Origin of the sequence: Massilia genomosp. 1 (assembly GCF_011682185.1) — a bacterium.
Taxonomy (GTDB): domain Bacteria; phylum Pseudomonadota; class Gammaproteobacteria; order Burkholderiales; family Burkholderiaceae_D; genus Telluria_A; species Telluria_A rubra.
In genome coordinates this window covers 34,550-55,756 of record NZ_WHJF01000040.1, presented here as the reverse complement: position 1 = coordinate 55,756, position 21,207 = coordinate 34,550, and the positions used below count along the sequence as shown (strand labels likewise).

Here is a 21,207-nt window from a genome sequence, read left to right as displayed (position 1 = left end):
CGCTTCATTGACTGTCCCGTTCAATTGGGTAGGGACGCTATCGCCCGCGACATTCCGATTCAAGTTGAAAAGGTCCTGCATCGGAAAAGCGGCGCTGCGGCGGTGGTTTGTGCAACATTCAGGCTAGACGAAGACGGGCTCGGTTTCGAGGGCGACGCCGAAGCGGGCCAGCACATCGGCCTGGATGGCGCGCGCCAGCGCGAGCACCTCGGCGCCGCTGGCGCCGCCACGGTTGACCAGCACCAGCGCCTGCTTTTCGTAGACGCCGGCCGCGCCCAGGCTGCGCCCTTTCCAGCCGCACTGGTCGATCAGCCAGCCGGCCGCGAGCTTTTCACTGCCGTCGGCCTGTTTGTGATGCACCAGCGCGGGGTGGACGGCCAGCAAGGCGGCACATTGTTCGCTGCTGACCACGGGATTTTTGAAGAAGCTGCCGGCGTTGCCGATCTGCGCCGGATCGGGCAGCTTGCGGCGCCGGATCGCCACCACCGCATCGCTGACCTGCTGCGCGCCCGGCGCCGCCAGTCCGCTTGCCGCCAGTCCGCTTGCCGCCAGTTCCTGCGCCAGCTCGGCGTACTTCAGGTTCGGCGCCCACGCGCGCGCCAGCGCGAAGGTAACGTCGACAATCACCAGCCCGGCCCCGTCGGCATGCTTGAACACGCTGTCGCGGTAGCCGAAGCGGCAGGCCGCCGCGTCCATCGTGCGCAGCTCGCCGCTGGCCACGTCGAACACGGTCAGCGCATGCAACACATCCTTGACTTCGGCCCCGTACGCACCAATATTCTGGATCGGCGAGGCGCCCACCGTGCCGGGAATGAGGGCCATGTTTTCCAGCCCGCCCAGGCCCTGCGCGAGCGTCCATTGCACGAAGCCGTGCCAGTTTTCGCCGGCGCCGGCGCGCACCAGCACGCTGCCGCCGTCCTCGCCCACGACGGCGCGCCCGGCGATGGCCATGTGCAGCACCAGCCCGTCGAAGTCGCCCGTGAGCACGATGTTGCTGCCGCCGCCAAGCAGCAGGCGCGGCATGGCGGCCAGCACCGGGTCGGCCAGCACCTGCACCAGTTGACCGACCTGCGTCACCCGGAGGTAGGCGCGCGCGCGGGCGTCGATACCGAATGTATTGACGCTACGGAGGGAAAAGTCGGGCGAAATGACGAGGTCTGTTGGCATGAATGAGCGTTATGGAGGCATTTAGGGGAAAAAACCGGTTCAGTTCAGGGGCGCCGCCCCCGTTGTCCGTTAAAATATCGGCATTCTACATTTTGCAAGTAAAAAGGATCCCATTATGCCGTCGTTTGATGTCGTCTCCGAAGCAGACATGATTGAAGTGAAAAACGCCGTCGAGCAGTCGAACAAGGAAATCACGACCCGTTTCGATTTCAAGGGCAGCTCGGCCAAGGTCGAACAGAAGGATACTGAATTGACCGCCTTCGCCGATTCCGATTTCCAGCTCTCGCAAGTGCGCGATGTGCTGACCAACAAGCTGGCCAAGCGCAAGGTCGATGTGCGTTTCCTCGATGAGGGCAAGATCGAGAAAATCGGCGGCGACAAGGTCAAGCAGGTCATCAAGGTAAAGAACGGGATCGAAACCGACGACGCCAAAAAAATCGTCAAGGTCATCAAGGATAGCAAGATGAAGGTCCAGGCCAGCATCCAGGGCGAATCGGTGCGTGTCACCGGCGCCAAGCGCGACGACTTGCAGGCCGCCATGGCGATGCTGCGCAAGGATGTGCCGGATATGCCGCTGGAATTCAATAACTTCCGCGATTGATCGGTTTCATCGCTTAATCGACAGGAACCGGTCCTTCGCGCCGGGAATTGATGAACAAACCGGGGCGCTTGGTCCCGGTTTTGCTCGCCGGAACGCAGAACACCCAGCTTCGCTTGGGGTAGAATTGTGGGGCGCAAGCGGGCCGCAGGCCGCGCCGGCGCACCAGTAAACTTGGCAGTCTAAGGATAGCAATGAAACGTGTTGATGATTTCCGCCTGCGTCTGGGCAACAAGGACTATGTGCCCATCATGATCGGTGGCATGGGGGTCGATATTTCGACCTCCGAACTGGCACTCGAAGCGGCGCGCCTGGGCGGGATCGGGCATATTTCCGATGCCATGGTCGAGGATGTCTCGGACCGCAAGTTCGACACCAGCTATGTCAAAGACAAAACCAAGACCTATAAGTTCAATATTAACAATATGGACAAGGCGGTGGTGCAGTTCGACCTCGCGCGCCTGGCCGACGCCACCCGCCGCCACGTCGGCGCGACCATGGAAGCGAAACGCGGCGATGGCCTCATTTTCGTGAACTGCATGGAAAAGCTGACCATGAATTCGCCGCGCGAAACCTTGCGCACGCGCCTGACCGCCGCGCTCGACGCCGGCATCGACGGCATCACCATGTCGGCCGGCCTGCACCTGGGCTCGTTCGCCCTGATCGCCGACCATCCGCGTTTCCGCGACGCCAAGCTGGGCATCATCGTCTCGTCCGTGCGCGCGCTGCAGATTTTCCTGCGCAAGGTCGCCAAGCTGGACCGCCTGCCCGACTTCATCATCGTCGAAGGCCCGCTGGCCGGCGGTCACCTCGGTTTCGGGATGGACTGGGCCGAGTACGACCTGCACACCATCATGGATGAAATCCACGCCTACATGCGCGCAGAAAAGCTTGAGATTCCATTGATCGCCGCCGGTGGCGTGTTCACCGGCACCGACGCGGTCGGCTTCCTGGAAAAAGGCGCTTGCGGGGTGCAGGTGGCGACCCGCTTCACCATCACCCACGAATGCGGCCTGCCGGACAAGGTCAAGCAGGAGTATGTGCGCGCCACCGAAGACGACATCATCGTCAACGGCATTTCGCCGACCGGTTATCCGATGCGCATGCTCAAGAGCACGCCGGCGATCGGCGCGGGCATCCGTCCGGGCTGCGAGTCGTATGGTTATCTGCTTGATGCGACCGGCAACTGTTCCTACATCAATGCCTACAACCGCGAAGTGCTGGCCAATCCGGACAGCAAGACCGTGGTGGTGATGGACAAGACTTGCCTGTGTACGCACATGCGCAATTTCAATTGCTGGACCTGCGGCCACTATACCTACCGCCTCAAGGATACGACCCACAAGCTGGCGGACGGCAATTACCAGCTGCTGTCGGCCGAGCATGTGTTCCAGGATTACCAGTTCAGCGTCGACAACCAGATCGCCCTGCCGGTGCGCCAGGAAATCGCGCTGGCATAAGGTATCGTTGACGGGAGGCCCGGACGCCTCCCGGCGCTGTCATCGAATCGCCCGTTCGCGCTGAACCTTCCGCGCGTTTGCCGGTCCAATCTTCATCATGGTCGATTGGAGAGGCGCATGTCTGCCCGCGAGAACACCTTTTATGCCGCCCTGTTGATCGATGCGGGCGGCCAGATCATTACGTGGAACGCGGCTTGCGAAAAAGTGCTCGGCATCGCCGCCGCCGATGTCTTGCACCAGCCGCTGACGGCGCTGCTCAGCGAGCACGGGCGCCGCGTCTGGCGCCAGCACTGGAGCGAGTTTCCCAGCGATTGCGATGCTTCCGAACTCGAATTCGTGCGCGCCGACGGCAGCGTCCACACCATTTTCCTGACCCTGCTGCCGCAGCATGGCCACGACGGCGCGCTCACCCATCTGGTGGCCGTGCTCGACGGCGCCTGCGACGAGCCCGATTCCGAGGTGGTTGGGCGCATGCCGCTGTCGAGCATCATCGACGTGCTTCCCGGCACCTTCTACGTCTTGCGCGAGGATGGCAGCTTTGCGCTGTGGAACAAGACGCTGGAACAGGTGACGTCCATGACGTCCGACGAAGTGCGCCGCGCCAACGCGCTCGACATCTACGACCTGGCCGAAAAACGCCTGATCGCAGCCACCATCGGCAACGTGTTCGAGCACGATGCCCCGGCCATGGTCGAAGCGAACTATCTCGACAAGTTCGGCCGCGCCACGCCCTACCTGCTGTGCGGCGCGCGGATCAGCTGCCGCGGCCGCTATTACCTGTGCGGCATGGGGCTCGATATTTCCGAACGGCGTGCCCAGGAAGACCGCCTGCGCCTGCGCGAACGCGCCCTGCACGCCACCAGCAGCGGCCTGGTCATTTCGCGCTGCGCCGGCAGCGACAATCCGATCGAGTACGCCAACCCGGCCTTCGAGCGCATCACCGGCTACAGCGCCGCAGAAGTGATCGGGCGCGATGCGCGCTTCATGGGCATGCCCGGCATGGACGAGGACGAACGCGCCCAGTTGCGCGCGGCCGTGCGCGAGCGGCGCGAAGTGAACGTGGTGTTCCGCAACCGCCGCCGCAATGGCGAGCTGTTCTGGAACGACCTGACCATCACGCCGGTCAGCGACGGGCGCGGCAAGGTCACCCATTTCATCGGCGTGATCAACGATGTCACGGCCGTCAAGCAGCGCACCGCCCACCTCGAACACGAGGTCAACCACGATGCGCTGACCGGCCTGGCAAACCGCACCCTGCTGTGGGACCGGCTGGAACAGGCGCTGCACATGGCCCAGCGCAACAAGTCGCTGGTGGCCACCGTGCTGATCGACCTCAACGGCTTCAAGCAGATCAACGACTGCCACGGCCACGAGGCGGGCGACCAGGTGCTCAAGATGGTGGCGCAGCGCCTGCAATCGTCGGTGCGCGAGAGCGACACGGTGGCGCGCCTGTCGGGCGACGAGTTCGTGCTGGTGCTGGTCAACCAGCCATCGCTGCGCTACACCCTGCGCATGATCGAGCGCCTGCGGGTGGCCATGTCGCAGCCGGTCAGCTTCGATTCGAACGATATCGCGGTCGGCGGCAGCATCGGCGTGAGCGTGTATCCGCATGATGGCGCCGGCGCGCTCGACCTGGTGCGCGCGGCCGACGTGGCGATGTACCACGCCAAGGCGGCCAGGACGGGCGAGGTGCATTTCTTTTCGGCCGACATGAAGTCGACCACCCAGGCCAAGCAAAAGCTCGAAGACGCCATGCGCGGCGCGCTCGAACGCCACGAAATGTTCCTGCTGTACCAGCCCCATATCTGCCTGCGCCGCGGGCACATCCTTGGCCTGGAAGCGCTGTTGCGCTGGCGCCACCCGGAACTGGGGGTGCTGGCGCCGGCCTCGTTCCTGCCCGAAGCCGAAGAAAGCGGCATGATCGTGGCCATCGGCGACTATGTGCTCGAAGAAGCCTGCCTGCTCATGCAGCGCATGGGCAGCGCCGGGTTTGCCCCGCTGCCGGTGGCGGTCAACGCCTCCAGCCGCGAATTTTCCCAGCCCCATTATGCCGAACACATCGCCGCCATCCTGGCGGCCCACCAGATTGCGCCGTCCCGGCTGGAACTGGAATTGCGCGAAGATAGCCTGAACGCGAATGCGCACCTGAGCGTGGAAGTGGTGTCGCAATTGCGCGACCTGGGCGTGCTGCGCTCGCTCGACGCCTTTGGCGACGGTTCGTCGAACCTGAATTTCTTGCAAAAACTGCCGCTCACGCACGTCAAGCTGGCCAAGGTGGCGGTACACCAGATCACGGCCGACGCGCGCAGCGGCGCGATGGCCAAGGCGCTGATCGACGTCGGCCACGACCTCGGCGCGCGCGTCATCGCCAAGGGGGTCGAAACACGGCTGCAGATGGAGTTTTTACGGGCCAGCCATTGCGACGAGCTGCAGGGCACGTACTTCAGCGCGCCGCTGGCCGAGCATGCCTTGTACGAGATGCTGGTGGCGGCGCCGGCGGCCTGAGGCCCGCCCGCGCCGGGCCCGCGCTCAGCCCTCGCTGGTGATGCGCTGGATCAGTGCGCCCAGCACTTCCTCGGCCAGGTCGTTCGAGACCTGGCAAGTGCCGGCGTTTTCGTGCCCGCCGCCGCCGTATTCGAGCATCAGGGCGCCGATGTGGGTGCGCGAAGTCCGGTTCAGGATCGACTTGCCGGTGGCGAACACGGTGTTCTGGTTTTTCAAGCCCCACAGCACGTGGATCGAGATGTTCGTTTCCGGGAACAGGGCGTAGATGATGAAGCGGTTGCCGGCGTAAATGGTTTCTTCCTGGCGCAGGTCGAGCACGACCAGGTTGCGATGTACCGTGGCGCAGCGCTTGATCTGGTCCTTGCACCTGCTGTTGTGCTCGACGTACAGGTCCATGCGCTCCTTGACGTCGGGCAGCGCCATGATGTCGTCGATATTGTGATTTTTGCAATAATCGATCAAGTCCATCATCAGGGCGTAGTTCGAGATGCGGAAATCGCGGAAGCGCCCCAGCCCGGTACGGGCGTCCATCAGGAAGTTGAGCAAGTCCCAGCCGTGCGGATCGAGCACTTCCTCCTGGTTAAAGCGCGCCGCGTCGCCCTTGTCGACGGCGGCCATCATGTCGTACCAGGCGGCCGGGAAGGCCGAGGCGCCGCCGTAGTAGTCGTACACCACCCGCGCGGCCGAGGGCGCTTCGGGATGGATGATGTGGTTGGCGCGCTCGCCGCTGTTGCGGATCGTTTCGGACGCATGGTGGTCGAACGCCAGGTGGACCCCGGCCACGTACGGCAGGTTGGTGCTGATATCGCCGTCGCCGACCACGATTTTGCCGTCCTGCATATCCTTGGGGTGGACAAACAGGATATCGTCGATCAGGTCCAGGTGTTTGAGCAAGACGGCGCAGACCAGGCCGTCGAAATCGCTACGCGTGATCAAACGGTATTTTTTCACATCGGCAGACATAAGACATCCCCTTGGGCAGGTGGAACAGCGGGCCGGCCGCGACCGGTTCGATCCTTCATCATACCGCGCAACCGGCCGCCGCGGCGCGATCGTCGGCGCTGGCGCGGTGCTGGCGCGACACAGCGCGCCGGCCGGCAGTGCGCCCGGGCCGCGCGCTTTGTTCCCCCGATGATGCAGCCTGTCGCAAAGGCCGCGCAGCGCGGCGGGCGGCGTCCTACAGTGACAACATCTCATCAGTATTGGGCGCCGCGAGGCGCATTTTACGGCGAGCACGGGCGCGCAGCAGTTACACTCCTCGCTACGACAATGTCACGCAATCTCACGCCCTTGTAAACCACGCAGTTTTTAACCAATCTCACGGAACACACTGACCATGGAAGCACGCCGCCCTCCCGAGCAAGCCATCGCGACCGTCCTGGCCTGGCTGCACCGCGCCTTCGACGCCACCGCCACCTGGGTGACCCAGCTATCGTGGTGGAAGTTTTTCCTGTTCGCGGCGCTGGCCCTGATTGCCGCGTCGATCTTGCAGAACGAGCTGTTCTCGGGTGGGGATGTGGTCGAGGTGCGCCAGGAACGCAAGCGCGACAAGCGCGAAGGCAATATCATCTTCGACGACAGCGGCATCAGCTACAGCCCGCCGAAAAAGCGCAGCGCCCCGCCCGAGCCGGCCGAGCCGCCCGAGCCGCCCGAGCCGCCCGAGCCGCCCGAAGCGGCCGAGCCGCCGCAGCCGCCCGAGCCGCCCGAAGCCGGCGCGCATGCGGGCAAATCTGCCGTCCCGAGCGTGCCGGACATGCCATCGGTGCCCTCCGTGCCGGGCGCCGACGGCGAAGTGCGCGTCGCGCTGCCGCCACAAATCGTCGAGGGTTTGTCGAGCGCGATCGAAGCGGCGGTCGAAAATGCCGCCGAAGAAAAAGTGAAGGTGTATCACGGCCAGGCCTCGACCTGGTTCAAGAGTTTCATTTCCTTGCTCGTGCTGGCCCTGTTCGCCACCAAGGCGCTGGTCGGCGGCAAGAAGCGCGCCGAAGCCGAGACCCAGACCGCCAACGCCGCCGCCGAGCGCGAATCGATGCAGCGCCAGCTGTCGGAAGCGCGCATGCAAATGATGCAGGCCCAGGTCGAGCCGCACTTTTTGTTCAATACCCTGGCCTCGGTCGAATACCTGATCGAAACCGACCCGCCGCGCGCCTCGGCCATGCAGCGCAGCCTGATCCAGTACCTGCGCGCGGTGCTGCCGCAGATGCGCGACAACGCCGTGGTCACCAACCTCGGGCGCGAAGCGGACATGGTCAAGGCCTACCTGAGCCTGCTGAAAATGCGGATGGAAGAACGCTTGCAGGTCGACCTGCGCATTCCCGACGGCCTGCGCAGCGCGGCGTTTCCGCCGATGATGCTGCAGTCGATGGTCGAGAACGCCATCAAGCACGGCCTCGAATGCAAGCCGGAAGGCGGCTCCCTGTCCATCGTGGCCGAGGTGGCGCACAACAAGCTGCGCGTGATCGTCAGCGATGACGGGGTTGGCTTCGGCGTATTTCCCAGCGACGGCACCGGGCTGGGCCTGATGACGATCCGCGAACGCCTCAAGCTGCTCCATGGCGACGCCGGCCAGTTGCACATCGCCGCCAACACGCCGGGCGGCGTGATCGCCACCATCGAAGTGCCTTATCAGGTATCGAGGTAATGCACAAGCAAGCGCAGCCGTTGAAAACTGGCCAAGGAATTGATTGATTAAAGCCCGGTTTCATTGAATAATTGGCACTCTTGCCTCTCACCAGAAACGCACCATGCCTACCGCTATTATTGCCGACGACGAAAGACTGATGCGCGACCAGTTGCGCCTGCGCCTGAACCAGGCATGGCCCGAACTGGACATCGTCGGCGAGGCCAAGAATGGCGAGGAAGCGATCGAGCTGGTCAGCCAGCTCAAGCCGGACCTGACCTTCCTCGACATCCGCATGCCGGGCAAGACCGGCATGGAGGCGGCGCGCGCGATCGGCGCCGGCAGCAATATCGTGTTCGTCACCGCCTACGACCAGTACGCGGTCGAAGCGTTCGAGCGCGGCGCGGTCGACTACGTGCTCAAGCCGCCCGAGGCCGAGCGCCTGCAGGTGACCATCGACCGCCTCAAGGCGCGCCTGGCCAAGCCGAAGGAAGCGGTCAACGACAGCGTCACCGCCATGCTCTCGCAGCTGGCCGAAAAAATGGCGGCGCCCAAGCCCACCTACCTGCAATGGATCCAGGCCAGCATCGGCCAGGACTTGCGCATGATTCCGGTCGAGGACATCCTGTTTTTCCGCTCCGACGAAAAATACACCTGCGTCCAGACCGAGCGCTTCGAAGCGCTGATCCGCAAACCGGTGCGCGACCTGGCCGAGGAACTCGATCCGGCCCTGTTCTGGCAGATTCACCGCGCCACCCTGGTCAACGTCAACGCCATCGAAGGGGTCACGCGCGACATCCGCGGGCGCCACCTGGTGCTTATCAAGGGCAAGAGCGACAAGCTCGAAGTGAGCCGCAGTTTCCTGCACCTGTTCAAGCAAATGTAAACCAGCGCCGCGCCTCTCGCGGCGCCTGCTTTCCGTTCCATGCACCATCTTGCGACCCGCCATGACATTCCGTACCCCGCCGCGCACCGCACCGTATTTTGCGCCCCGTTTTGCGCCCGGGTCTGCGCCCCCGCCGGCGTCCGGTTTGTCGCGCCTCAAGGCGCTCGCCAACCCCGCTTTTATAATCAGCCCACGGTCCGCGTCCCGCGGGCCCTTGACGGCAGGCACGCATGGCACAACAGCGTTCTTCCCGCTTCCTGAGCTGGGGTCCGATCATGTTCGTGCTCGGTTTGCTGGGCGGTCACTCCCTCGCGCGCTTGTTCGCGTATAACCGCTGGCCGCGCTTTGCGCGCAGCCACAGCCGCGAGATCATCCAGAACGCGAGCGAAGCGATCATCTCCACCGACGATACGCAGACCATCGTGCTGGCCAACCCATCGGCCGCGGCGATGTTCTCCACCACGGTCGAGCAGATGCAGGGCAGTCCGCTGCAACAGTTCATCGCGCCCCTGCCCACCGTCACCGGCGACGCCGCGCCCGCCTATTTCGGCGACGTGGCCGGCCGCGCCGGCCGCCGCGCCACCGATTACGCCGTCACGGGCGTGCGCGCGAGCGGCGAAACATTCCCGCTCGAAGGCTCCATTTCCAGCATGATCGAGGCCGACCGCACCATCTACACCATCATCCTGCGCGATGTGACGGAGCGCCAGCAGGTACAGGAAAAGCTGTCGCGCTCGCACGCACAGCTGCGCCAGCTGTCCTCGGCCCTGCAAACCGTGCGCGAGGAAGAACGCGCCCACATCGCGCGCGAGCTGCACGACGACCTCGGCCAACTGCTGGCCTCGCTGCGGATGGACCTGAACCTGCTGCAAAAGGAGCCCGACGCCAGCAGCAACGGCCAGCGCCTGATGAATGGCATGGAAGAGAACCTGCTCACGGCGATTACCTCGCTGCGCCGCATCGCCACCAACCTGCGCCCGCGCGCGCTCGACGAAGGCGGCCTGTATTTCGCGCTGCAGGGCTTGCGCGACGAATTCGTCGAACGGCACGGCATCGCCTGCTCGCTGTTCGCCGACGAAGCCGAGCTGCGCCTCGACGACGCCGCCAGCACCGCCATTTTCCGCATCGTCCAGGAAGCGCTGACCAATATCGCGCGCCACGCCGGGGCCAGCAATGTGACCATGTATGTATACCGCATCAACGGCCAGTTGCTGGTCTCGATCCGCGACGACGGGCGCGGCATCCAGGCGGCCGACATGGAAAAAGCCCAGTCGCTCGGCCTGATCGGGATGCGCGAACGGGTGTGGGGAATGAAGGGCGAGATCACCGTCAGCGGCGACGACCCGCCCGGAACCCGGATCGATATCGTGTTGCCCTTGCCCGAAAGTACGCGCGACGAGGCCGCCAACGAGCGCGTCGCCGGCGCACCGGAACGGGTACGCCCGGCACCCCCGCCGGTCGCCTGAGATTTCCCATAGCGCCCGCAACGGCGGGCGATATGCGGCATCGCAGCATTCTCCACGGCCTCCCTGTAGTACACCTGAAGCGTGCATTTGCCGGGTATTGACGCCCGATTGCAGGGCAAAACCAGACTGTCTCATTCTTGCCACATTTCACTTTGTCATGGATTTGACATACGCGGAAGCTATAATTACGTCCGATTAAGAGCATCCCTGGTTAATCGACCCTTATCTGTGCAACTTTTTGGAGATTTATATGCAATGCAAACTGATGGCCGCTGTCCTGGCCGCTGCGATTCCCCTGTGCGCTTCCGCTCAATCGAGCGTCACGATCTACGGTGTTGCCGACGCTGCGCTGGCTAAAGAAGACACGGGCGCTCCAGGCGGAAGCCGTACGGTCGTCAACTCGGGCAACCAGTCGACCAGCCGTATCGGATTCCGTGGCGTTGAAGATCTGGGCAAGGGCCTGAGCGCTGTGTTCAACATCGAAGCTGGCGTCGCACTCGACACCGGCAAGCAAGACGAAGTCATGTTCGGCCGCCGCTCGGTCGTCGGCCTGAAGGGCAACTTCGGTACCGTCATGATCGGTCGCGAGTACACCCCAATCGCTGACGTCGCTAACGCAAGCGATATCAACGGCCAGGGCTTCTACGGCACCAACTTGAATTCCTTCGGCGGTGGTCGTCTGACCCGTCGTATCAGCAACTCGGTCAACTACAAGTCGAACTCGATGGGCGGCGTGATCGTCAGCGCCGGCTACGGCCTGGGCGAAACCGCAACCGGTCCTTCGCAGGATCTGATGGGCCTGGCAGTTGAGTACAAAGCCAACAACATCTACGTCGGCGCTGGTTACCACCAGGTCGAGCGTCTGGCGACGGGCGACGACAAAGAAATGATCTTCGGCGCAGGCTTCACCGCCGGCGCGATCGAAGTGCGCGGTAACTACATGGTTGCCAACCCAACCGGTAAAAACAACAAGTATGAGCAGGCCAATGCTGGCGTGTCGTACACCTTCGGCGACAACAAGATCTACGGTAACCTGCAGCAGAGCAAACTCGAAGGCGGCGCCAAGGGCAATGGCTTCTCGCTGGCTTACTCGTACGCTCTGTCGAAGCGCACCAATGTGTACACCTCGTACGCATCGATCCGCAATAACAACAAAGCAGCCTTCGGCATCTTCTCCGCTGGCGCCCAAGTTACTCCAGATGCACTGAAAGGCCAATCGGGTTCCGATCCTAGCGCTTTCTCGGTCGGCGTTCGTCACTCGTTCTAAATTCACTGACGCGCTTACCCGCGTTGAGCTGAAACAAACAACCCCGCACGCTGCCCCGCAGCCTGCGGGGTTTTTTTATGCCTGATTGCACGTTTGTACGCATTCATGTATATTTGTGCGCATTCATTCCTGTTTGCGTAGACCGATGCCCGCCGATCCCCTCCTCCTGCAGGAACGCCACGCCCTGATCCTGCAACGCCTGCAAAGCGACGGGCGGGTGCTGGCGCCCGACCTGGCCCAGTGGCTGCAAGTGTCCGAAGACACCATCCGGCGCGACCTGCGCGACCTGGCCGCCGCCGGCCTGTGCCAGAAAGTCTACGGCGGCGCCCTGCGCCTGCCGCTGCCGGCCGCGCCGGGCGGCACCCCGGCCCAGCGCCGCAGTGCCCAGGCCGAGCGCAAGGCGCGCCTGGCCGCCGCCGCCGCGCCCTGCCTGGCGCCCGGCAGCGTGCTGTTCATCGATGCCGGCTCGACCAACCTGGCGATCGCGCAGGCGCTGGGCCAGGCGCGCCTGACCGTGATCACCAACGCCCCGGCGATTGCCGCCGCGCTGCTCGACAAGGCGCTGATCGAGCTGATCGTCATTGGCGGACGCATCCATGCCGAGACCGGCGCCAGCATCGGCGCGAGCGCCCTGCGCGACCTGGAACTGATCAGCCCCGACCTGTACATCCTGGGCGCTTGCGGGGTCGATGCCCAGGCCGGCATCAGCGCCATCCATTACGAGGAAGCCGAATTCAAGCGCCGCGTCGCCGCCCTCAGCAAAGCGGTGCTGGTCGCCACCACCAGCGACAAGGTCGGCACCGCCGCGCCGTACGCGGTGCTGGCGGCGTCCAGCCTGACCGATCTGGTCGTCGAGCACGATATCGATGCGCGCCAGTTCGACGCCTTCGCGGCGCGCGGCGTGCGCGTGCGGCGCGCCGCCGCGCCCTGAGCGTCACACTTCTCAAAAGAAACCATGTCAGATACCGGACCGCAACAACGCTTTTCCACCCGCCTCGCCTTCCTTGCCGCCGGCCTGGCCATGTCGGCCTGGCCCCCGCTGGTGCCGCTGGCCAAGCTGCGCCTCGGCCTGGGCGAAGGCCAGCTCGGCTTGCTGCTGCTGTGCCTGGGGGCCGGATCGCTGCTGGCGATGCCGTCGACCAGCTTCATGAGCGCCCGTTTCGGCGAGCGCCCGGTGCTGCTGTGCTCCGGCCTGATCGTCTGCCTGCTGCTGCCCGGCTGCGTGCTGTTTGCCTTCGGCGCGGCCATCGGCACCTTGGACGTGGCGATGAATATCCAGGCGGTCGTGGTGGAAAAGAACAGCGGAGTATCCTTGATGTCGGGCTTTCACGGCTTGTTCAGCGCGGGCGGCTTCCTGGGCGCGGGCACGATGGCGCTGCTGCTAGGGTTGAACGCCACCGCGTCGACCATCGTATTGGCCCTGCTGGTGGCCGCGGTGCTGGCCAGCGCGGCGTCCGGCCTGCTGCGCGAGCGCGACGCGCCCATCTTGGTCATGCCGCACGGCGCCGTGATCCTGACCGGCGGCCTGTGCTTCCTGTGCTTTTTGGCCGAAGGCGCGATCCTCGACTGGAGCGCCGTGCTGCTGACCGACGGGCGCGCCGTCGCCGCCGGCGCCGGCCAGGGCGGGCTCGGCTACGCGGCGCTTGCGATGGCGATGACGCTCGGGCGCCTGACGGGCGACAAGGTGGTGGGCAAACTGGGCGGGCAAGGGGTGCTGTTGCTGGGGGGCTTGTGCGCGGCGGGCGGGTTCTTTTGCACGGTGCTGGCCGCCTCGGTGCCGGGCATGCTGGCCGGCTTCGTGCTGATCGGCCTGGGCGCCTCGAACATCGTGCCGATCCTGTTCACCGCCGCCGGCAGCCAGCGCGCCATGCCGGCCAGCCTGGCGATCGGGGCCATCACCACACTCGGCTATGCGGGCATCCTGGCGGGGCCGGCGGCGATCGGCTTGGTGGCGCATGCGAGCAGCCTGCCCGTCGCGTTTGCCGGGCTCGGCTGTGCAATGCTGCCGATCGCGGCCAGCGCGAAACTGGGCGCGTCGAGCGCGCCCAAGGCGGTACAGTAACTTACTTGAGCCGGCAGGTCAGCAGCCAGTAGTATTCCAGGCGCACGATCTTGATTTCGCGCACCGAGGAAGCGAGCTTCTTGCGCAGCGCGCTGTCGGAGGGATAGGTTTTGGGAATCTCGTAGCGCTCGCCATCGGGCGCGATGCGGATCTGGTAAGTGTTGCCTTCCATATCGGTGCGCGCCACGGTGTCGCTGCTGCCTTCCACATACGCATCGTCCAGCAAGACGATGAACATGTCGTCGCCGACCTTGCTGCGCAGGTGCGCCAGGAACCGTTCCTGCTCTTCGCGCTTGACGTGCGACCACCAGAAGCCGATGAACACGGCCGTGTAGCTGCCGATATCGTCCGGCAGGTTCCAGGCGTCCGCCACCTTGAAGTCGACCTTGTCGCCTGGCAGCGCGCGCAACTTGCCCAGTGCGATCATTTCGGGATTGATATCGGTGGCGACCACCTTGTCGGCCGTGCCGGCGATGACGGCGCTCCAGTAACCGGTGCCGCAGGCCAGTTCCAGCACGGTATGGCCGCGCAGGGTCTCGGCCACGTGGCCGCGCATGGCGGCCAGGTCGTCCTTGCGTTCCGGCCGGTCGTAGATGCGGTCGTGGTTGGATGCGCTCTTGGCGTAAAACTGTGCAGATTGTTCGGTGATCATGTTTTTCTTGAGGTGATGGACTACTACTAAGGCTTTTACAGCTCGTAAGTTTCTTTGGTGCCGCTCATGGCCGACTCGACCAGCTTGCGGTTCAGGGTCGGCGCCAGCAATTCGATGAAAGTATAAATATAGCTGCGCAGATACGCGCCCTGCTTGACGGCCACGCGCGAGATGTTCATGCCGAACAAGTGCCCCACTGGAATGGCGCGCAGGTTCTTGTCGCGCTCGGCGTCGAAGGCCATGCCCGCTATGATACCAATACCCATGCCAAGTTCGACATAGGTTTTGATGACATCGGCGTCTATGGCTTCGAGCAACACGTCCGGTTTGAGCCCGCGCAGCCCGAAAGCGTGGTCGATCTTGCTGCGCCCGGCAAACGCGCCATCGTAGGTAATGAGCGGGTAAGTGGCGATTTCCTCCAGCGACACGGCCTTCGATTTGAGCAAAGGATGGTCGGGCGGCACCACCACCATATGCTCCCATTGATAACAAGGCAAGGTGATCAATCCATCAATGCCGGCGATCGACTCGGTGGCAATGGCCAGGTCGGCCTGGTCGCGCTGGACCATCTCGGCGATCTGGCGGGGGTTGCCTTGCAGCAGGGACAAGCGTACCTTGGGGTACTTGAGCATGAAGGCCTGCACCACTTTCGGCAAGGTATAGCGCGCCTGGGTATGGGTGGTGGCAATGGTGAAGCTGCCGCTGTCCTGGGCCGCGTACTCCTTGCCGATGCGCTTGAGGCTATCGATTTCCTGCATGATCAGCTCGACGGACTCCAGCACCAGCCGGCCGGGCTCGGTCAACCCCCGGATGCGCTTGCCATGGCGGGTGAAAATGTCAACACCGAGCTCTTCTTCAAGCTCGATAATGGCTTTCGACACCCCGGGCTGGGACGTGAACAAGGCCTTGGCCGCATCGGTCAGGTTGTAATTCTGCCGCACGGCTTCACGGACGAAGCGTAGTTGATGAAGGTTCATTGCTGTTCTCGCAGGCCGGAAAATACTCAAAATAAATATCTACCAGCATTTTATAAGAATGCTTATGCCGGATACGCATATAAGCAAATAAATTCTTAGTCCTTTGGAATAAAGGATGAGTTTATTACTATTGAGGCTAGTTTGGGGACAGTCTCATGGCGAGGCCCCCGGAACATGCCCAACAGGGCCCAAAACATCAGGATGACATATGTACCGTTACGACCAATACGACCACCTCATCGTCAGGGAACGCATCGCGCAATACCGCAGCCAGGTGGAGCGCCGCATCAACGATGAGCTGACCGAAGCCGAATTTGTGCCGCTGCGCCTGCAGAACGGCCTGTACATGCAGCGCCACGCCTACATGCTGCGCATCGCGGTGCCGTACGGCCTGCTGTCGTCAAGCCAGATGCGCATGTTCGGCCACATCGCGCGCAAGTACGACCGCGGCTACGGCCACTTCACGACGCGCCAGAACATCCAGTTCAACTGGATCGAGCTCGAACAGACGCCCGACATCCTGCTTGATCTGGCCTCGGTCGAGATGCACGCCATCCAGACCTCGGGCAACTGCATCCGCAACATCACGTCCGACGAATACGCCGGCGTGGCGGCGGACGAAATCATCGATCCGCGCCCGTACGCCGAAGTGCTGCGCCAGTGGAGCACCTTCCACCCCGAATTCGCCGCCCTGCCGCGCAAGTTCAAGGTGGCGATCAACGGCGCCGTGGAAGACCGCGCCGCCATCGCGGTGCATGACATCGGCCTGACCGTGGTGCGCAGCGACGACGGCGAGATCGGCTTCAAGGTCATGGTCGGCGGCGGCATGGGCCGCACCCCGATCCTGGGCAGCGTGGTGCGCGCGTTCCTGCCGTGGCGTCACATGCTGACCTACATCGAAGCGGTCATGCGCGTCTATAACAGCTACGGCCGGCGCGACAACAAGTACAAGGCGCGCATCAAGATCCTGTTGAAAGCCATGGGCGCCGAAGAATTCACGCGCCAGGTCGAGGCAGAATGGGCCGACCTGAAAGACAGCGCATCGACCCTGACCGACGAAGAGATGGCGCGCGTGGCGGCCTACTTCACGCCGCCGCCGTACGACACCCTGGCCAACATCGACGTGCGGGCCGAGCATGCCGACAACAAGGCCTTCGGCAACTGGCTGACCCGTAACGTCAAGCCGCACAAGACACCAGGCTACGCCATCGTGCTGCTGTCGCTCAAAAAAACCGGCGTGCCGCCGGGCGACGCCACCGCGACCCAGATCGACTTCGTGGCCGACCTGGCGGAGCGCTACAGCTTCGGCGAACTGCGCGTGACGCACGAGCAGAACCTGGTGCTGGCCGACGTCAAGCAATCGGCCCTGTTCGCGCTGTGGCAGGAAGCCAAGGCGCACGGCCTGGCCACGCCGAACATCGGCCTGTTGACCGACATTATCTGCTGCCCCGGCGGCGACTTCTGCTCGCTGGCCAACGCCAAGTCGATCCCGATCGCCGCCGCCATCGCGGAGCGTTTCGACGACATCGACTACCAGCACGACATCGGCGAGATCGAACTCAATATCTCGGGCTGCATCAACGCCTGCGGCCACCACCACGTCGGCTCGATCGGCGTGCTCGGTGTGGACAAGGATGGCAGCGAGTGGTACCAGGTCTCGATCGGCGGCGCGCAGGGTAACAACGCGGCCATCGGCAAGATCATCGGACCGTCCTTCTCGGCGCTGCAAATGCCCGAAGTGATCGACCGCCTGCTGCAGGTGTACGTGCGCGAGCGCCACGAAGACGAAAAATTCGTGGACACCGCCCAGCGCCTGGGCGTCGCCCCGTTCAAGGAACATGTGTATGCCACGCCGATCAAGGCGGGCGAACTGGTTGGAGAAGACCACTATGCTTGAGTCGCACAAAGAAATCATCAAACAGCGCGCGGTCGTCGCCGACGACTGGAGCGTGCTGCGCCTGGCCGCCGCCGACCCAGATGCCGGCGTCGCCGCCGACGCGCCGGATGCGGTCGTGGTCCCGCAAGGCAAAGTCATCGTGCCGCTGGCGGTATGGCAGGCGCAGCGCGCAACGCTGGCCTCCCGCACCGAGATCGGCGTGTGGCTGGCGCCCGACGAACGTGCCGAAGCGCTCAAGGGTGAGCTGGACAAGTTTGCGCTGGTCGCCATCGACTTCCCCAAGTTCACCGATGGCCGCGGCTACTCGACCGCCTTCAACCTGCGCATGCGCATGGACTATCAAGGCGAACTGCGCGCCATCGGCGACGTGCTGCGCGACCAGCTGTTCCAGATGCAGCGCTGCGGCTTCGACGCCTTTGCCACGCGCCCGGACCGGAATATCCACGACGCGCTCAAGGGCTTGACCGATTTTTCCGAGGTGTACCAGGCCTCGGTCGACGTCAAGGCGCCGCTGTTCCGCCGCCACGAACGCGACGTGCGCATCGACAGCACCGACGTCGGCTACGGCATCTGAGGCCAATCATGACCGATATTTCAGCCCTCATCGCCAGCACCCGCGCCACCCTGGAGCGCATCGCCGCCGAGTATTCGCCGGCGGTATTCGCCTCCAGCCTGGCCGCCGAAGACATGGTCCTGACCGACTTGATCCTCAAGGCCAAGCTGCCGATCGGGATTTTCTCGCTCGAAACCGGCCGCCTGCATCCGGAAACGCTGGCGGTGCTGGCCCAGGTCAAGGATACCTACGGCTACGACATCGCGCTGTTCAAGCCGCAGCCGGAAGCGGTGGACGCGTATGTGTCGCAGCACGGCCTGAACGCCTTTTACGAGAGCGTGGACATGCGCCGCGAGTGCTGCCGCATCCGCAAGGTCGAACCACTGGGGCGCGCCCTGGCCGGCAACAAGGCCTGGGTAACCGGGCAGCGCCGCGCGCAATCGAGCACCCGCGCGCAGCTCGACATCCAGGAAGACGACGCCGCCCACGGCATGGTCAAGTTCAATCCGCTGGCCGATTGGTCGGAGACCGACGTCTGGAACTACATCCGCGACAACGGCGTGCCATACAACGCGCTGCACGACCAGGGCTTTCCCTCGATCGGCTGCGCGCCCTGCACGCGCGCGGTGCAGCCGGGCGAAGACGTGCGCGCCGGCCGCTGGTGGTGGGAAAATCCGGACTCCAAGGAATGCGGCCTGCACATGGTCGATGGAAAACTGATTCGCATTAAATCCGTGGCCGCTTGAGGCTCACCCCTCAGCCACCATAAAAACAAAGGCCCTAGCCACCATGACTACACTGACCGACACCCCGCGCGTACTGACCGACGTCAATGCGCGCCACCTCGATGCGCTCGAATCGGAAGCGATCCACATCCTGCGTGAAGTCGCCGCCGAATGCGCCAACCCCGCCCTGCTGTTCTCGGGCGGGAAGGACTCGGTCGTGCTGCTGCGCCTCGCCGAAAAAGCCTTCCGGCCGGGTAAATTCCCGTTCCCGCTGGTGCATATCGACACCGGCCACAATTTCGCCGAAGTGATCACCTTCCGCGACGCCCGCGTGGCCGAACTTGGTGAACGCCTGATCGTCGGCTCGGTCGAAGATTCGATCAAGCGCGGCACCGTGCGCCTGCGTAATCCGCTGACCGATTCACGCAACGCAGCGCAAGCGGTCACCCTGCTCGAGACCATCGCCGAACACAAATTCGACGCGTGCATCGGCGGCGCGCGGCGCGACGAAGAAAAAGCGCGCGCCAAGGAACGCATCTTCTCCTTCCGCGACGAATTCGGCCAGTGGGACCCGAAAGGCCAGCGCCCGGAACTGTGGGACCTGTATAACACCCGCGTACACCCGGGCGAAAACATGCGCGTGTTCCCGATCTCGAACTGGACCGAACTCGATGTATGGCTCTACATCCAGCGCGAAAAACTGGCCCTGCCGCCGATCTACTTCGCGCACGAACGCCAGGTCATCCCGCGCAATGGCTTGCTGGTGCCGCTGACCGACCTGACCCCGGCGCGCGATGGCGAAACCGTCGAAACCCAGGTGGTGCGCTTTCGCACCGTGGGCGACATTTCATGCACCTGCCCCGTTTCGTCGGATGCCTCGACGGTCGAAGCGATCATCGCCGAAACCGCCATCACCCAGATCACCGAACGCGGCGCCACCCGGATGGACGACCAGACCTCCGAAGCCTCGATGGAAAAACGCAAGAAAGCAGGATACTTCTGATGAACGCCCGCATTGACAATCATAACGACGCCCCGACCGAACGCGGTCTGCTGCGCTTCATCACCGCCGGTTCCGTCGATGACGGCAAAAGCACCCTGATCGGGCGCCTGCTGTTCGACAGCAAAGGCATCTTCGCCGACCAGCTGGACGCCATGTCGCGCTCGAAGCACAAGCGCACCGTGGGCGACGCGGTCGACCTGTCCTTGCTGACCGACGGCCTGGAAGCCGAACGCGAACAGGGCATCACCATCGACGTGGCCTACCGCTACTTCGCCACGCCCAAGCGCAAGTTCATCATCGCCGACACCCCGGGCCACGAGCAGTACACGCGCAATATGGTCACCGGCGCCTCGACCGCCGACGCGGTGATCATCCTGATCGACGTGTCCAAGGTCAAGCTGCGCGAAGACGGCGGCGTGGACCTGCTGATCCAGACCAAGCGCCATTCGACCATCGCCCACCTGCTGCAGATCGAACACGTGGTCGTCGCGGTCAACAAGATGGACCTGGTGAACTACGACCAGACGGTGTACGACCGCATCGTCAAGGCCTACCAGGAGTTCGCCGCGACCCTGGGCTTGACGGACATCACGCCGATTCCGCTGTCCGCCCTGACCGGCGACAACGTGGTCGAGCCGAGCGAAAAAATGAGCTGGTACCAGGGTCCGACCCTGATCTCGCTGCTCGAGTCGCTCTCGGTCTACGACGAATCGCACGCGGCGCCGTTCCGCTTCCCGGTGCAGCTGGTGGCCCGTCACAACGGCCACGAAGCGAATGACTTCCGCGGCTACATGGGCCGCATCGAAGCGGGCATGGTCAAGGTGGGCGACAAGCTGGTGGTGCAGCCGTCGGGCCAGAGCGCCACCGTCAAGGATATCCTGACCCTGGAAGGCTCGCACCAGTCGGCCGTGGTGGGCCAGTCGATTACCTTGCTGCTCAATGAATACCTCGACATCTCGCGCGGCGACCTGCTGGCCGGCGCCGACCAGCCGGCTACCCTGCTCAAGACGCTCAAGGCGGACGTGTGCTGGATGTCGGACGAGCCGCTCGACATGCGCCGCAAGTACTGGATCAAGCATGGCACCAAGCAGACCTCGGCCAAGATCACCGGCGTCGACACCCTGCTCGACATCAATACGCAGCAGCGCCACGCGGCCGATGGCCTGAAGCTGAACGACATCGCGCGCATCGGCCTGACCGTGCAGCAGCCGCTCGCGGCCGACGCTTATGCCGACATCCGCGCAACGGGCGCCTTCATTTTGATCGATGAAGTTACTCACCAGACGGTTGCCGCTGGTATGATCCGGCTGGACGCATAATCAGTCAGCAATCAGCAGTCAGCGCCAGCTCTGGAAGCCAGCAAAGGGAA

General features: G+C 63.8%; 18 protein-coding genes. 14 read left to right on the top strand and 4 right to left on the bottom strand.

What is annotated here, in order from left to right; genetic code table 11:
• Window positions 1-123: 123 nt before the first annotated feature.
• Window positions 124-1,167 (bottom strand): UDP-N-acetylmuramate dehydrogenase, encoded by a 1,044-nt coding sequence (murB, locus tag F1735_RS16515; RefSeq protein WP_167237948.1) that lies wholly within the window; start codon window positions 1,165-1,167, stop codon window positions 124-126.
• A 115-nt stretch (window positions 1,168-1,282) separates the two neighbouring features.
• Between murB and F1735_RS16510 the strand changes: the two genes are divergently transcribed.
• The 3 genes from F1735_RS16510 (at window position 1,283) to F1735_RS16500 (ending at window position 5,730) form a co-directional block, all read left to right on the top strand.
• On the top strand, window positions 1,283-1,768 hold the full coding sequence (locus tag F1735_RS16510; RefSeq protein WP_099881460.1) for a YajQ family cyclic di-GMP-binding protein: 486 nt from the start codon (window positions 1,283-1,285) through the stop codon (window positions 1,766-1,768).
• 191 nt (window positions 1,769-1,959) lie between these two features.
• Window positions 1,960-3,225 carry a nitronate monooxygenase gene (locus F1735_RS16505; RefSeq protein WP_167237947.1) on the top strand — a complete coding sequence of 422 codons (1,266 nt, stop codon included), beginning with the start codon at window positions 1,960-1,962 and terminating at the stop codon, window positions 3,223-3,225.
• Window positions 3,226-3,342: 117 nt separating this feature from the next.
• Window positions 3,343-5,730, top strand: coding sequence for an EAL domain-containing protein (locus tag F1735_RS16500; protein WP_167237946.1), 2,388 nt, complete (start codon window positions 3,343-3,345; stop codon window positions 5,728-5,730).
• 24 nt (window positions 5,731-5,754) lie between these two features.
• On the opposite strand, the gene F1735_RS16495 is transcribed toward F1735_RS16500, so the two are convergent.
• Window positions 5,755-6,693: an exopolyphosphatase gene (locus tag F1735_RS16495; RefSeq protein WP_167237945.1), complete on the bottom strand. Its 939-nt coding sequence runs from the start codon at window positions 6,691-6,693 to the stop codon at window positions 5,755-5,757.
• A gap of 373 nt (window positions 6,694-7,066) precedes the next feature.
• Between F1735_RS16495 and F1735_RS16490 the strand changes: the two genes are divergently transcribed.
• The 6 genes from F1735_RS16490 to F1735_RS16465 all read left to right on the top strand — a co-directional run bounded on the left by F1735_RS16490 (window position 7,067) and on the right by F1735_RS16465 (window position 14,031).
• Entirely contained in the window at window positions 7,067-8,371 is a 1,305-nt protein-coding gene (locus F1735_RS16490) for a sensor histidine kinase (protein WP_167237944.1), read from the top strand.
• 103 nt (window positions 8,372-8,474) lie between these two features.
• Window positions 8,475-9,236, top strand: coding sequence for a LytR/AlgR family response regulator transcription factor (locus F1735_RS16485; RefSeq protein WP_167237943.1), 762 nt, complete (start codon window positions 8,475-8,477; stop codon window positions 9,234-9,236).
• A gap of 230 nt (window positions 9,237-9,466) precedes the next feature.
• On the top strand, window positions 9,467-10,702 hold the full coding sequence (locus F1735_RS16480) for a PAS domain-containing sensor histidine kinase (protein WP_167237942.1): 1,236 nt from the start codon (window positions 9,467-9,469) through the stop codon (window positions 10,700-10,702).
• Between the two features lie 250 nt (window positions 10,703-10,952).
• Window positions 10,953-11,969, top strand: coding sequence for a porin (locus tag F1735_RS16475; RefSeq protein WP_167237941.1), 1,017 nt, complete (start codon window positions 10,953-10,955; stop codon window positions 11,967-11,969).
• Window positions 11,970-12,114: 145 nt separating this feature from the next.
• Complete coding sequence (locus F1735_RS16470; RefSeq protein ID WP_167237940.1) at window positions 12,115-12,900, top strand: DeoR/GlpR family DNA-binding transcription regulator; 786 nt, start codon at window positions 12,115-12,117, stop codon at window positions 12,898-12,900.
• 24 nt (window positions 12,901-12,924) lie between these two features.
• Entirely contained in the window at window positions 12,925-14,031 is a 1,107-nt protein-coding gene (locus tag F1735_RS16465; protein WP_167237939.1) for an MFS transporter, read from the top strand.
• A 1-nt stretch (window position 14,032) separates the two neighbouring features.
• Here the strand turns inward: F1735_RS16465 and F1735_RS16460 are convergent, their stop codons facing one another.
• Window positions 14,033-14,683: a class I SAM-dependent methyltransferase gene (locus F1735_RS16460; protein ID WP_167237938.1), complete on the bottom strand. Its 651-nt coding sequence runs from the start codon at window positions 14,681-14,683 to the stop codon at window positions 14,033-14,035.
• A gap of 35 nt (window positions 14,684-14,718) precedes the next feature.
• The gene (locus F1735_RS16455; RefSeq protein WP_099881478.1) at window positions 14,719-15,660 is read right to left on the bottom strand and encodes a CysB family HTH-type transcriptional regulator; all 942 of its coding nucleotides are present in this window, start codon (window positions 15,658-15,660) and stop codon (window positions 14,719-14,721) included.
• 208 nt (window positions 15,661-15,868) lie between these two features.
• Here F1735_RS16455 and F1735_RS16450 point away from each other — a divergent pair, with 208 nt between their 5' ends.
• From F1735_RS16450 to F1735_RS16430, 5 genes are read left to right on the top strand one after another with little or no spacing between them, the layout of a single operon-like run.
• The gene (locus F1735_RS16450) at window positions 15,869-17,557 is read left to right on the top strand and encodes a nitrite/sulfite reductase (protein WP_167237937.1); all 1,689 of its coding nucleotides are present in this window, start codon (window positions 15,869-15,871) and stop codon (window positions 17,555-17,557) included.
• Window positions 17,550-18,131 (top strand): DUF934 domain-containing protein, encoded by a 582-nt coding sequence (locus F1735_RS16445; protein ID WP_167237936.1) that lies wholly within the window; start codon window positions 17,550-17,552, stop codon window positions 18,129-18,131. The genes F1735_RS16450 and F1735_RS16445 overlap by 8 nt, the downstream gene beginning before the upstream one ends.
• Before the next feature lie 8 nt (window positions 18,132-18,139).
• Window positions 18,140-18,856, top strand: a complete 717-nt coding sequence (locus F1735_RS16440) for a phosphoadenylyl-sulfate reductase (RefSeq protein WP_167237935.1) — start codon at window positions 18,140-18,142, stop codon at window positions 18,854-18,856.
• Window positions 18,857-18,899: 43 nt separating this feature from the next.
• Window positions 18,900-19,838 carry a sulfate adenylyltransferase subunit CysD gene (gene cysD / locus F1735_RS16435; RefSeq protein ID WP_167237934.1) on the top strand — a complete coding sequence of 313 codons (939 nt, stop codon included), beginning with the start codon at window positions 18,900-18,902 and terminating at the stop codon, window positions 19,836-19,838.
• Window positions 19,838-21,157 (top strand): sulfate adenylyltransferase subunit 1, encoded by a 1,320-nt coding sequence (locus tag F1735_RS16430; protein WP_167237933.1) that lies wholly within the window; start codon window positions 19,838-19,840, stop codon window positions 21,155-21,157. Before cysD ends, F1735_RS16430 begins: the two co-directional genes overlap by 1 nt.
• The last annotated feature ends 50 nt before the right edge of the window (window positions 21,158-21,207 follow it).